Source organism: Ferrovibrio sp. (genome assembly GCF_017994015.1).
GTDB lineage: Bacteria > Pseudomonadota > Alphaproteobacteria > Ferrovibrionales > Ferrovibrionaceae > Ferrovibrio.
On record NZ_JAGOLP010000009.1, the window covers coordinates 1 to 12,462 of the forward strand.

At 64.5% G+C, this 12,462-nt stretch carries 12 protein-coding genes; 8 read left to right on the forward strand and 4 right to left on the reverse strand.

Features of this window, described 5'->3' with window-relative positions:
• Positions 1-412: POTRA domain-containing protein (locus tag KBB36_RS07085; protein WP_290978272.1), on the reverse strand; the 412-nt coding region annotated here is incomplete at its 3' end.
• A gap of 620 nt (positions 413-1,032) precedes the next feature.
• Here KBB36_RS07085 and KBB36_RS07090 point away from each other — a divergent pair.
• Genes KBB36_RS07090 through KBB36_RS07105 form a run of 4 tightly spaced genes read left to right on the forward strand, consistent with a single transcriptional unit; the run spans position 1,033 to position 5,730 of the window.
• Positions 1,033-2,328, forward strand: a complete 1,296-nt coding sequence (locus tag KBB36_RS07090; RefSeq protein ID WP_290978273.1) for an imelysin family protein — start codon at positions 1,033-1,035, stop codon at positions 2,326-2,328.
• Positions 2,325-3,686 carry a di-heme oxidoredictase family protein gene (locus KBB36_RS07095; protein WP_290978274.1) on the forward strand — a complete coding sequence of 454 codons (1,362 nt, stop codon included), beginning with the start codon at positions 2,325-2,327 and terminating at the stop codon, positions 3,684-3,686. The genes KBB36_RS07090 and KBB36_RS07095 overlap by 4 nt, the downstream gene beginning before the upstream one ends.
• 14 nt (positions 3,687-3,700) lie before the next feature.
• Positions 3,701-4,723, forward strand: a complete 1,023-nt coding sequence (locus KBB36_RS07100; protein WP_290978275.1) for an imelysin family protein — start codon at positions 3,701-3,703, stop codon at positions 4,721-4,723.
• Positions 4,724-4,725: 2 nt separating this feature from the next.
• Positions 4,726-5,730, forward strand: coding sequence for a DUF1513 domain-containing protein (locus KBB36_RS07105; RefSeq protein WP_290978276.1), 1,005 nt, complete (start codon positions 4,726-4,728; stop codon positions 5,728-5,730).
• Here the strand turns inward: KBB36_RS07105 and KBB36_RS07110 are convergent.
• Both KBB36_RS07110 and KBB36_RS07115 read right to left on the reverse strand, forming a co-directional pair.
• Positions 5,712-6,638 carry a sterol desaturase family protein gene (locus KBB36_RS07110; protein ID WP_290978277.1) on the reverse strand — a complete coding sequence of 309 codons (927 nt, stop codon included), beginning with the start codon at positions 6,636-6,638 and terminating at the stop codon, positions 5,712-5,714. The genes KBB36_RS07105 and KBB36_RS07110 overlap by 19 nt on opposite strands.
• The gene (locus KBB36_RS07115) at positions 6,635-7,048 is read right to left on the reverse strand and encodes a hypothetical protein (RefSeq protein WP_290978278.1); all 414 of its coding nucleotides are present in this window, start codon (positions 7,046-7,048) and stop codon (positions 6,635-6,637) included. The genes KBB36_RS07110 and KBB36_RS07115 overlap by 4 nt, the downstream gene beginning before the upstream one ends.
• A gap of 107 nt (positions 7,049-7,155) precedes the next feature.
• Here KBB36_RS07115 and rpe point away from each other — a divergent pair, with 107 nt between their 5' ends.
• From rpe to KBB36_RS07135, 4 genes are all read left to right on the forward strand, one after another.
• Positions 7,156-7,821 (forward strand): ribulose-phosphate 3-epimerase, encoded by a 666-nt coding sequence (gene rpe, locus KBB36_RS07120; protein ID WP_290978279.1) that lies wholly within the window; start codon positions 7,156-7,158, stop codon positions 7,819-7,821.
• A gap of 1 nt (position 7,822) precedes the next feature.
• The gene (locus KBB36_RS07125) at positions 7,823-9,502 is read left to right on the forward strand and encodes a heparinase II/III family protein (protein ID WP_290978280.1); all 1,680 of its coding nucleotides are present in this window, start codon (positions 7,823-7,825) and stop codon (positions 9,500-9,502) included.
• Between the two features lie 3 nt (positions 9,503-9,505).
• Positions 9,506-9,985, forward strand: coding sequence for a HutD family protein (locus tag KBB36_RS07130; protein ID WP_290978281.1), 480 nt, complete (start codon positions 9,506-9,508; stop codon positions 9,983-9,985).
• Positions 9,986-10,048: 63 nt separating this feature from the next.
• Positions 10,049-10,330: a PqqD family protein gene (locus tag KBB36_RS07135; protein ID WP_290978282.1), complete on the forward strand. Its 282-nt coding sequence runs from the start codon at positions 10,049-10,051 to the stop codon at positions 10,328-10,330.
• A 2-nt stretch (positions 10,331-10,332) separates the two neighbouring features.
• Here KBB36_RS07135 and KBB36_RS07140 read toward each other — a convergent pair whose 3' ends face one another.
• The gene (locus KBB36_RS07140) at positions 10,333-12,078 is read right to left on the reverse strand and encodes an asparagine synthase-related protein (protein ID WP_290978283.1); all 1,746 of its coding nucleotides are present in this window, start codon (positions 12,076-12,078) and stop codon (positions 10,333-10,335) included.
• Positions 12,079-12,462 lie beyond the last annotated feature (384 nt).

Consider the following 12,462-nt stretch of genomic DNA (forward strand, 5'->3'; position numbering starts at 1 on the left):
AGATGAAGCCTTCCAACACCACAATGCGGAAGCTGCCATCCTCAATCGCCTGCTCGGGCACAATCACGCGGCTGGTGACAAAACCGGCATTGCGGTAACGCAGTTCGATATCGTTGGCGATCTTGAAAGCATCGGCAACACTGATTTCCTTGCCGATCAGCGCCGCATGGCCAGCCTGCAATTCGCCGGCCGAAAACGCCGTGGCACCCTGGATTTCAACTTTCTTGAGAACAAAATTCACCTTGTCGGCACCGGCCGGCGCTTCCGCTGCCGGGGCTTGCGGCACGGCGATGCGGCCACCCAGGGTGGAGGGCGCCACCATCAGTGGCTGCGGCGCAGCGCGACCGGCTTCGGCACCAGATGGCAATTGCGCCGGCACCTGCTGCGCCTGCACCGGCAGGGCGGCAAGCAACAGCGCCAATCCCGCTGCGCTTAGGGCTGGGCCGGAATGCCGACCAGCACTCAGGATATCAAGGATCCGATAGAGTGCGTCGCTGCGGTTCGGTTGCGCAAATTTCATACTAGCCCCAAGCCCTGAATTCTGCAGCAAGCGCCTTGTGCCACACGGTACGATTTGAAGCACTTCCCCCCGGATAACCCACCCGACCGGCAGAATTGCCTCATCCGCAGCCACGCAGACGCTATGCACGCATCTTTGTCCTTCTGTTTAATCGCATAGCTTCCGGCCCTATACAAGCAAAATGCGTTTTGACAGGCAGCGTCATGTTTTATTAAGCCTTTGATTTTGCTGAACTACGTCACATTTTGGCACAATTCTCAGGTGCTAGTGGCGCCAGAGGCAATACGGCCTTCAGTTGTATGCCGAGCAGTAAAAGACAAAATTAGCGGAAAATTGGGATTTATTTCCAATCCGGCCAAAAGGCCACCAAATAGAGGTAGCAGACATAGCCGGCTTGAGCCGGCTTTCCCTGGCAATATGCCGCAGCCGACAGCTTTGCGAGTGATTATCACTCACTCTATACTCAGCCTGCATAACGACTCAGGGTTCATACCGTTTCGGGGAGAGGCTGCATGGCGCGCCGGTCTGTATTTCGTTTCTTCGCCGGCCTGCTGGCCGTATTGCTGGCCCTGGCCAGCCCGGCCGCTTTCACTCCGGCAAAAGCACAGATCACCGATTCGGATCGCCAGGCGGTACTGAACGGCTATGCCGATATCGCCCAGGCGATGTATGGCGACAGCCTGGCGCAAGCGCGCCGGCTGCTCGGCGCGGTGGAACGGCTGGTGGCAAAACCCTCGGAAGCCACCCTGGCAGCAGCGCGCCAGGCCTGGATCGCCGCCCGCGAACCCTATCAGCAGACCGAAGTGTTCCGTTTCGGCAACCCAATCGTTGACGAATGGGAAGGCCGTGTGAATGCCTGGCCGCTGGATGAAGGGCTGATTGATTACGTCGATGCCGGGCGCTATGGCGAAAGCTCGGATGCCAATCCCTGGTATGCCGCCAATATCATTGCCAATCCAAAGCTGACCATCGGCGGCAAGAAAGTGGATACCAGCCGCATCACCTGGCGCACCCTGCGCGGCCTACAGGAAGCCGGCGGCGTGGAGGCCAATGTGGCCACCGGCTATCATGCCATTGAATTCCTGCTCTGGGGCCAGGATCTGAACGGCACCGGCCCCGGCGCCGGCCAGCGCCCCTGGACCGATTATGCCAGCGGCAGCGCCTGCACCCATCCGCCCTGCGAACGCCGCGCCGCCTATCTGCTCACTGCCAGCCGCCTGCTGGTGGATGACCTGGCCTGGATGCTGCCGCAATGGGCGGCGGACGGCGCTGCCCGGCGCAACTTGCTGGCCGATCCCCAGGCCGGCATCGCCGCCATTGTCACCGGCATCGGCAGCCTGGCCTATGGCGAGCTGGCCGGCGAGCGCATGAAGCTGGGCCTGCTGCTGCACGATCCCGAGGAGGAGCATGACTGCTTCTCGGATAATACCCACAACTCGCATTACTATGACGTGGTGGGCATGGTGGCGGTGTATCATGGCCGCTATGGCAAACTCAGCCTGCCCGGCCTGGGCAGCCTGGTGCAGAAGGCCGCGCCGGCGCTGGATGCCGAGATGCGCGCCAAGCTGGCGGCCAGCCTGGCCGCCCTGAGCAAGCTGAAACAGCGCGCCGAAACCACCGAGCGTTACGACCAGATGCTGGCCGAAGGCAATGCCGAGGGCGCCGCCGTGATTGAGGCCGCCATCGCGGCATTGACCGACCAGACCCGCAGCCTGGAACGGATCAGCGCCGCCTTGCAGCTTGGCAAGGTGAAGTTCGAGGGTTCCGACAGCCTGGATGCGCCCGACAAAGTGGGCAAGAAGCCGTGATCCGATGCCTCACAATTGGCCTTGCCATCGCCCTTCTGCTCGCGCCATCGCTTGCGGCGGCAGATGACGAAACCCGGCCGGGCGGCGCCGCCACCAGCAAGGGGCCGCGCAATCGCAGCGCCTTTTCCAACCCATCCGGCAACATGTCGTTTGAGCGCCAGCTGGATTTCAAGGTGGGTGATGGCGTGTTCCGCAAATTGTGGGTGGCGGCGCCAGCTTCCACCCGCTCGTCGGATGGGCTTGGCCCGCTATTCAATGCCCGCGCCTGCCAGGCCTGTCATCTCAAGGACGGGCGCGGCCGCCCGCCTGCCGCAGGTGAAACGCCGGCCTCGCTGCTCTTTGCCCTGGGCAGCGCCGATGGCAAGCCCGACCCGGTTTATGGCGGCCAGTTGCAGACTTTCGGCATCCAGGGCCATGCCGCCGAGGCCAGCCTGCAGATTGAATATCAGCCGCTGCCGGTAACGCTGGCGGATGGTGAAACCATCACATTGCGCCGGCCGGTTTATCATTTTAGCGATTTCGCCTATGGCGCCATCGACACGGCCACCCGCTTCTCGCCACGTATCGCGCCGCCGATGATCGGTGTTGGCCTGCTGGAACTGATCCTGGAAGCCGATATCCTGGCCCGCGCTGATCCGGATGACCGCGACAATGATGGCATTCGCGGCATAACCCGCAAAGTGTGGAGCGCCGCCGAACAACGCGAAATGCTGGGCCGCTTCGGCTGGAAAAACGGCGCCGCCACCATCGCCGACCAGACCGCCAATGCCTTCTTCAACGATATGGGCCTGTCCACCGACTTGCACCGCGACGGCTTTGGCGATTGCACCCCGGCCCAGGCCGCCTGCCGCAGCGCGCCGCATGGCGTGGAAGCGGCCGACGATGTGGAAGTACCGCGCAAGCTGTTTGACCTCACGGTCTTTTACGCCCGCAATCTGGCAGTGCCGACACGCGAGAATAGCCGCGCCGCCGATGTGCAACGGGGCCAGAAGCTGTTTGGTGGAATCGGCTGTGCCGCCTGCCATGTGCCGCGCCAGGTGACCGGCAGCCATCCCGATCGGCCGGAACTCTCCAACCAGGTGATCTGGCCTTATACCGACCTGCTGCTGCATGACATGGGCGACGACCTGGCTGATGGCGGCAAGGATGGCCGGCTGTGGCGCACACCGCCGCTTTGGGGCCTGGGGCTGACGAAGCGCGTCAATGACCATGAATTCATGCTGCATGATGGCCGCGCCGATGGCATCCTGGAAGCCATCCTGTGGCATGGCGGCGAAGCGGCGGCGGCACGCCAGCGCGTTATCGGCCTGAGCAAGCCGGATCGTGCCGCTTTGCTCAGTTTCCTCAATTCGCTCTGACGCCGGAGGCCATCATGCGCCGCTGCCTGCTTGTTGCCGCCACCCTGTTTGTGATGTTTGCCAGCCCGGCCCGCGCCGCGCCGGATTACACCGCGCTCAACCAGGCGGCCGTGCAGGCGCATATCCTGCCGCGTTATGCCGCGCTCAGCGCCGCCACGGCAAAATTCGCCAGCATTGCGGCCGCCGGCTGTGCCGACCGCCTGGCCTGGCAGGCCGGCTGGGCCGAGGCGATGCGGGCCTGGCAGGGCGTGCAGCATCTGCGTTTTGGCCCGGTGCTGCTGTTCAACCGCTATCAGCGCTTTGCCTTCTGGCCCGATGCGCGCAACAGCATGCCGCGCCAGCTGAATGAAATCTTCGCTACCAAACGCCTGCCGGATTTTGCCATCGGCAGCATCGCCGTGCAGGGCCTTTCGGCGCTGGAACGTAATCTGTTTGACGCCACCGAGGCAGCCAAGCTGAATAGCGACGTGTTCCGCTGCGCCTGGGCGCAGGCAGCGGCACAAAACTTGGCCGAGATGGCCACGGCGATCGAGCAGGATTGGCGCAGCGGCCGGCATTATGCCGCGCAGTTTGTTGCCGCCAAGGGCGATCTGGTGGCCTTTGCCGGGCCGCAGGAAGCAACGCAGGAATTGTTCAAGGCGCTCTATGGTGCCATCGAGCTGGTGGCCGATCACAAGCTGGCTCGGCCGCTGGGCAAGGGTGGCCGCGATGCCCGGCCGATGGCAGCCGAACATTGGCGCAGCGGGCTTTCCGGCGCCGCCATCGGTGCCAATATCGCCGCTGCGCGTGAGCTTTATGCCAGCTTTGCGCCGCAGCTTGCCGATGCCGGCCTGCGCGGCGATTTGCAGCGCCGCTTTGACGATCTGGCGCAGCGTAGCGCCGGGCTTGATCTTGACCGCGACATAACCGATGCGCCGCGCCGCCCGGAACTGGAAAAACTGCGTGCCGATCTGCTGGCGCTGAAAACCCAGCTGGGCGAACGCCTGGCCCCGGCGCTGGGCCTACAGATCGGCTTCAACGCCCTGGATGGTGATTGAGCATGCCAAGCACCAGCCGCCGCCACCTGCTGCTTGGTTTTGCCACGCTGCCGCTCTGGCCCGGCATGGCACAGGCCGCGCCTTCTGCCGCATCGCCCGCCGCATTGCTGGGCTGTGGCCGCGATGCGGCGGGCGATGCCGTATTTGGCCTGGATGCGGCCGGCGAGATTATCTGGCGCCAGGCGCTGCCGGGGCGCGGCCATGGCATGGCGGTGGCACCTGATGGCAGCTTTGCGCTGATCGCGGCACGGCGCCCCGGGCGCTGGCTGCTGCGCATTGATCTGCACCAGCCACAAACGCCGCCGCAACTCTGGCCCTGCGACGACCTGGCCTATGGCGGCCATGTGGTGTTTCTCGATGCAACGCGCGTGGCGCTGAGCGCCAGCGATGCCGAGGGTTATGGCTGCATCGCCGTGCTGGATGCCGCAAGCGGCGGGCGCATCGCCTTGTGGCCAACAGATGGCATTGATCCGCATGAATTGCTGTCGCTGCCAGGCGGCATCCTGGCGCTGGCCAATGGCGGCGATGCTGCCGAGGCCAGTTGCCTGGTGCGGCTGGATGCCACCAGCGGCGCCATCCTGGCCCGCATTGAAGCGCCACCAAAACTGCACCGCCTCAGCCTGCGCCACATGGCGGCTTTGCCTGATGGCAGCATTGCCGTGGCAGCCCAGGATCGCGGCGGCGCCGAAGCCGGCATGCCGCTGCTGGCGCTGTGGCAGCCAGATGAGCGGCTGCACTGGATCGATCTGGGCCAGAGCCAGGGCGATTTGCGCGGCTATTGCGGCGCTATTGCCGCCCAGGATACGCGGCTCTGCCTGACCTCACCGCAGGGCGGCGTGGCCTTGCTGCATCCCGGCTCAAGCCGTATTGACGCCGCCGACCTGTGCGGTGTGGCACCGCTGGGGCCGGGCTTCATGCTCAGCGGCGGGCGCGGCGACCTGATCCTGCCCGATGGCAGCCGGCGGCATCATGCCGTGGCTTGGGACAATCACCTGAAGGCCGTATGATCCGACACAGGCTTTGGCGCCGCCTCGGCCCGGATATCAGCCGCCGTGCGGCCGCGGCCATCCGGCGCCCAACCCGGCGGACCGAACAGATAGCCAAAACGCTCACGCCAATTGCGCGCCTGCGCCAGGTCGCGCCCGATCTCGATCCATTCATGGCAGGCGATGACCAGCGGATTGAAACTGCCGAGATTCTTCACGATGCCATAGCGGCAGGGTTCGTCATCACGCTCGGCGGCAAAAGTGCCGAATAGCCGGTCCCAGATGATGAAGATGCCGGCATAATTGCGATCCAGATAGGCCGGGTTGGTGGCGTGATGCACACGATGATGCGATGGCGTGTTGAACAGCCATTCCAGCCAGCGCGGCAGGCGCCGCAGCTGTTCGGTATGAATCCAGAATTGATAGACCAGGCTGACGCCTTTCTGGAACACGATCAAAGCCGGCGGAAAACCCAGCAAGGCCAGCGGCAGCCAGACAATCCAGGTCAGCGCCAGGTTGCCGGTCCAGGTCTGCCGCAGGGCGGTGGAGAGATTGTAATGCTGCGAGGAATGGTGATTGACATGCGCCGCCCACCAGATGCGGTGTTCATGGCTCAGGCGGTGAAACCAGTAATAGGCCAAATCCTCGGCAAACAGCAAAGCCAGCCAGGTCCAGGCATTAAACGGCAGGTCAAACAGCCGCACGGCATAACAGGCTTGCAACGCCGCCCAGACCAGGCCGGCAAACAGCAACCCCTGCACCAGATTGACCAGCCCCATCAGCAGCGACGCGGCGGTGTCCTTCAACTCATAGGCATCCATGCCGCGCCAGCGCGCCAGCAGCACTTCTAGCGCCGCCAGGGCGATGAAGGCCGGAATCGCCAGCACCACCGGATCAGGCAAGGCGGGATCAGGCAGGGTGGTATTCATGCCGCCAACCTCTGCTGCCAGGATAATGCCACAGCCAGCGGCAGCAGCAGGGCCACCACCTGGCCGCCCGGGCCGCGCGTGGCCAGGTGCAGCCGGGCGCGGCCATCGGGCAGGGTTTCAACATGATACCGGATCACCTCGCCGGGCTTCAGCGGCCGCGCCGCCAGCCGCGCCCCGGCGGGAAAAACCAGTGCCAGCCTTCCGGCCCGATCAACGGCGATGGCGCCAGCGCCATCCTCCGCCACCACAATCTCCGCTGGCGCAAAACCCAGTTCCGGTTGTGCAAGCAGGCGCTGCGCGGTTTCGCCATCGGCCAAGCAGGCGCGGCGCCGCCCGCCGGTCAGCCAAACCAGAACGAGGATCAGCATGATGCCGGCAACCGGCAGGGTGGGATCAAGCGGCAGGTCCATGCTGCAATTATGGCGAAAATTGGATATTTCGTCATCAGGCCGGGCAGCATGGCCAATTCGAATCGGCTCGGCTTGGCTTGCCCGGCCAAAGCTGCTATGCCCAAATCATGCCTCAGCAAGCCACCCGAATCGCGCCCTCGATCCTGTCTGCGGATTTTGCCAAACTTGGCGCCGAAATTGCCGCCATTGATGCCGCCGGCGCGGATTACATCCATATCGACGTGATGGATGGGCATTTTGTGCCCAACCTGACAATCGGCCCGGCCGTGGTGAAAGCCCTTCGCCCGCATAGCGCCAAGGTGTTTGACGCACATCTGATGATTTCGCCGGTGGATGCCTTTGTGCCGCTTTTTGCCGAGGCCGGCGCCGATATCATCACGGTGCATCCCGAAGCCGGCGCACATGTGCATCGCACGCTGCAACTGATCAAGTCGCTGGGCAAGAAGGCCGGCCTGTCGCTCAATCCCGGCACCCCGGTGGAAACCGCGCTGGCGGTGCTGGATATGCTCGACCTGGTGCTGGTGATGAGTGTGAATCCAGGTTTCGGCGGCCAGGCTTTCATCCCGAGCCAGCTTGAGAAGGTGAAGCGGCTGCGCCAGGCCATCGATGCTTCCGGGCGCCAGATCGACCTTGAAATTGATGGCGGCATCAATGAGGAAACGGCGCGCCAGGCGGTGGCGGCCGGTGCCGATGTGCTGGTGGCCGGCACCGCCGGCTTCAAGGGCGGGCCGGAGCATTACGCCGAGAATATCCGCCGCCTGCGCGCAGCCTGACATGACGGCCAAACCGGCCGCAAACCGCCGCAACGATACGCCACGGCCCGGCCTGGTGGAGCGTGCGGCGACAAAGATCGGCGCGCTGTGGTATGGCTCGCCGCTTTACCGCCTGACCCTGCCGCGCCGCGCGCCGCTGGAATTCCCCATCCTGCCGGACGATCCCTGGCCCGGCCTGGCGGCCCGCGCCGACCGGCTGTTTCAGGGCCGCTTTGCCTTTGCCGGGCTTGAGGTGGTGTCGCCCCATGCCGCGCCCTGGGATGCGGATGTGGACAGCCTGAATGCCGAACCGGCCAGCATTGCCGCCTGGGCCGCCGAATTGCATGGCTTTGCCTGGCTGCGTGACTTTGCCGCCCAGGGCGGCGACATGGCGCAGCGCATGAGCCGCAGCCTGGTGCAGCATTGGATCGAGCGCCATACCCAGTGGCAGCCGCGCGCCTGGGCCGCGCCGGTGATCGGCCGGCGCCTGACCGCCTGGCTCAATGCCGGGCATTTCCTGCTGCGCGACAGTGAAGCCAGTTTTGCCCATGACCTGCTGCTCAGCGTGGCGCGCCAGGCGGCACATCTCGGCCGCGTGGCGCCGCGTGTAGCTGATCCGGCGGCGCGTGCCGAAGCGCTGCTGGGCCTGGTCTACGCCGCCGAAAGCCTGCCCGGCGGGGCCGAGCGCTGGCCGCGCGCGCTGGAAAAGCTGATCCTGGCCTGGGAAGCGCAATTACTGCCCGATGGTGGCCATGTTTCGCGCTGCCCAAGCCGGCTTTTTGCCATGTTCCGCGATGTGGTGGCGTTGCAGCGTTATCTCAGCGCCGGCCATCCGGAGCGGCTCAGCCTGATGCCGCTGATGGACCGCATGGCGCCGATGCTGCGCTTTTTCCGCCATGGCGATGGTGGCCTGGCGCTGTTCCATGGCGGCGAGGAAGAAGCGGCCGGGGCGCTCGACCATGCCCTGGCGCTGTCGGAATCGCTGATCCAGGGCAAACATGGCAAGCCGCCCGCCTCCTCGGCCGCTTCCGGCTATGAACGGCTGGCGCCGCGCCGCGCCCTGCTGCTGCTGGATACCGGCGCACCGCCGCCCAGCCATGCCGGCCGGCCACATGCGGCGCCTTTGGCCTTTGAATTCAGCCATGGCAAGGATCGCCTGATCGTCAATTGCGGTGCGGCACGGCGCCTGGGCGGCGATTGGGCCGAGGCTTTGTCCGGCCCGGCCGCGCATGCCACGCTGGGCATTGAACATGCCCGCCCGGCGCCGCATTTCACGGTGCGGCTGCAACGCCATGAACAGGATGGCCATGCCTGGGTGGAAGCCGAGCATGATGGCTGGCAGGCGGCTTTTGGCCTGCTGCATAAACGCCGGCTCTATCTGGCGGCAGCGGGCGACGACCTGCGCGGCGAGGATTTGCTGGAAGGCGGTGCGCCCGATCAACCACGCGGCTTCACTCTGCGCTTCCACCTGCATCCTTCGGTGCATGCCTCGCTGATCGGCGCCGGTGATACCGTGTTGCTCAAGACCGGCTCGGGCCAGGGCTGGCGCTGGCGCGGCCAGGGCGGCCTGGTGCGGCTGGAGGATAGTGTCTATCTCGGCCAAGGCGGCGAATTGCGCCGCAGCCAGCAGATTGTGATGGCCGGCTCTGCCGCCGGGCTGCCGGTGCAGCTCAAATGGGCCTTGTCGAAGATTCCGGCCTGATCCATGCAGATCATCCCGGTGGCGCAGCAACGCTCGATGCCCTGGAAAAACGGCCAGGGCGTAAGCTGGCATATCGCGGTGGATCCCGATGGCGCCGGCTTTGAGGATTTTGCCTGGCGCGTCAGCCGCGCCGCCATCATGCGCGACGCCGCCTTCTCCGCCTTTGCCGATACCGAACGCTGGATCACCCTGATCCAGGGTGAAGGCTGCGCCCTGCGCTTTGGCGATGGCGGCGCGCTGATGCTGCGCAAACCCTTTGTGCCAATGCGTTTTGACGGCGCGCGCGCCGCTACCTGCAAACTCTCGGCCGGGCCCTGCACTGTGCTGAATGTGATGGCGCGGCGTGGCCGCGCTGAGGCCGATGTGGCGGTGGTGGCGGCGCCGGGCGACCTGCCGCCGGAAATCGGCGATGCGGCGCGCGACGGCAATCTGATCCTGGTGCGGCTGGATGCCACCCGGGTGCTCCGGGTGCGTTTTAGTTAGCTCAGCCCATCCGTTTAGAATAAATTCCCGGCATAGATACACCCTTAAAGGGTTTATTCAGTCATGCCAACCATCGATCTCAACGACAAAATCCAGCGCAAGCAAACCCTGCTCGACACTGCAATCAACGATGAAACCGTGCTGATGGATGTTCAGAAGGATGAATATTACGGGCTGGACGACATCGCCTCGGCGGTATGGCATTTGCTGGCGCAGCCAACCACGGCGGCACAGATCATCACCATATTGATCCAGCGTTATGATGGCGAGCCGGAGATCATCCGCCGCGATACCCTGGCCTTGTTGCAAAACATGGCCGAGCGTGACCTGCTGGACCTTGGCTGATTTTATTGATTGCCGCCTTCGATCCAGCGCAGGAAGGCGCCGACATGCAGGCCGCGATTGAGCACGGCGCCATATTCGCCAAAGCCGATGGCTGCCGCATCCGTGGGCCAATCCGCCATCAATCGCTGCATGCGATCCAGGTCCAGCACCCGCGCGGCCAGCGGCGATGCCCGCAGCGCCGCCAGCATTGCCACGCTGTGTTCACGTTGCAAGGTCATGCGGTGCAGAAAGTCGGCGCTTTGCAGGCCGCGCCGGGTTTCGTTCAGCACCTGTGGCGGCAAGCGATCAGCCAGCACACGGCGGGCGAGCCAGCGGCTGGTGCCGTGGCGCAGATACTGCTCGTCCGGCACGGCAAAGCAGTATTCCAGCAGATCGATATCAGCCGTGGGATCGCGTAATTCCAGCCCCAGCATTTCGCCCAGCGGCGCCAGAATCGGCGGCAAAGTCTGGATCCGGCTGAGCCAGCGCCGCCGCATGGTTTCGGTGTCGCCATCATAATCATGCCCCAGCGCCAGGCCGCGCTGATCGATGCCGGTTGCGGCTGCAAAATCCGGGTGGATGGCGCTGTTTTGCCGAGCATCGGGCAGGGGCAGGCCGCGTTGCCGATCCAGCCAGTGCTGTGCGGCGGGCGATAGCAGCGGCCGCAGCGCATGGCGGTAGAGCAACTTGGCCATGCCAATGCCGCTCTGCCGGTGCAGCGCGGCAATCTCACGCCCAAGCCGCAGCCAGCGGCCATTCCGCGCCCAGCCGGCCAAGCCGCTGGTGCCATCCCAAGTCAGCGTCAAGTTGCCGAAATTGCCGGTCAGGATGGCATTGGCACCCAAGGCGCGCGCCTGATCGAATAACGGCCCGAACCAGCCAATATTCATAATGTTGCGCGCCGGCATGCCGAGCGCCAGGAAAAGCTGCTGCGGATTGTGATCCAGCCGGTGCAACGCCGCCGATGTCAGGCCCTGCCAACGCATATTGGGATGCAGCGCGGCAACCGATTGTGCCGCCGGCCGCTCGTCGCTGATCTGATGTGGCGCTTGCCGCCGCGCCACGCCATCCGGCGGCGCCATGGTGAGCACATGCACCGGCTGGCCGGGGCGCAGCCGGGCGGCAGTGGCCGCCACCGCGCCGGAATCCAGCCCGCCACTCAACTGGCAGACCAACGGATCGAGGCCAGTCATCTGCCGCCGCACCGCCTGATCCAGCAGCGCGCGGGCTTCTTCCACATAATCCTGATCCTGCCGATGCCGGATGCGGCGGCGCCAATCCGGCTGCCAGTATTGCTGCACTTTTGTATGGCCCGAGGGATCAACCAGCAGCGCGCAGGCCGCCGGCACGCGGCGGATCGCGGTATAAAGCGTGGCATCGACTTCCGGCACCACATCGCAGAGCAGGGCGGCCAGATAATTTTCGTCCAGGTCACGCTTCAGGCCGGGCAAGGCCAGCAAAGCCCGCAAGCTGGAGGAAAAGACCAGCCCGCCAGCCAGCCGGGCATAAAACACCGTGTTCAGCCCAAGCTGATCGCCGGCCAGCAGCAAGTGTTGCGCGGCCTCATCCCAGCAGGCCAGGGCAAAGCGGCCGCGCAGTTTTGCCAAAGCCGGGATGCCTTGGCGCCGCACCAGTTCAAGCAGCAGGGCAGATTCGTCCGCTGCCAGCGCCGTTGCTTCGTGCCGCCAATCCTCGGCATTGTCGAGGCGGCCCTCCCAGCCGAGCCACGCGCCGCCTGCCTGCCAAAAATTTGCCGCAGAAGATGCCACCGGACCAGCCTGGATAACCCGCCGACCGGTGAAATGACGAGAGAATTGCTGGAATTGCGCGCTGAAACCGGAATCTGCAGTCGCATGTGGCGCGAAATAACCGATAAATCCCTTCACGGCCCGGATTTTGGCATCATCATGCCCACATGCCGCATCAGGAAGACTGGCAGATCACGGTATCATCCCCGCTGCCGCAATTGGTGATCGCGGTATGGCCGGTGATGCCATATTGGCTCAAGCGGGGTGTATGCCATTTGGGTCGCGGCGCGGCACTAAACGGCACGCCAACGGCCTGCCGGGTTTTTTCAGGCATGCTGTCTTGAATGTTTTTAAGCATGGCAGCACCATTAAGTTATACGGTACATACAAATGTATATTAATTAT

Excerpts from the sequence above, each read along its gene's own strand:
- KBB36_RS07090 (WP_290978273.1), top strand. The coding sequence starts at position 1,033 with ATGGCGCGCCGGTCTGTATTTCGTTTCTTCGCCGGCCTGCTGGCCGTA.
- KBB36_RS07100 (WP_290978275.1), top strand. The coding sequence starts at position 3,701 with ATGCGCCGCTGCCTGCTTGTTGCCGCCACCCTGTTTGTGATGTTTGCC.
- KBB36_RS07105 (WP_290978276.1), top strand. The coding sequence starts at position 4,726 with ATGCCAAGCACCAGCCGCCGCCACCTGCTGCTTGGTTTTGCCACGCTG.
- KBB36_RS07110 (WP_290978277.1), bottom strand. The coding sequence starts at position 6,638 with ATGAATACCACCCTGCCTGATCCCGCCTTGCCTGATCCGGTGGTGCTG.
- KBB36_RS07115 (WP_290978278.1), bottom strand. The coding sequence starts at position 7,048 with ATGGACCTGCCGCTTGATCCCACCCTGCCGGTTGCCGGCATCATGCTG.
- rpe (WP_290978279.1), top strand. The coding sequence starts at position 7,156 with ATGCCTCAGCAAGCCACCCGAATCGCGCCCTCGATCCTGTCTGCGGAT.
- KBB36_RS07125 (WP_290978280.1), top strand. The coding sequence starts at position 7,823 with ATGACGGCCAAACCGGCCGCAAACCGCCGCAACGATACGCCACGGCCC.
- KBB36_RS07130 (WP_290978281.1), top strand. The coding sequence starts at position 9,506 with ATGCAGATCATCCCGGTGGCGCAGCAACGCTCGATGCCCTGGAAAAAC.
- KBB36_RS07135 (WP_290978282.1), top strand. The coding sequence starts at position 10,049 with ATGCCAACCATCGATCTCAACGACAAAATCCAGCGCAAGCAAACCCTG.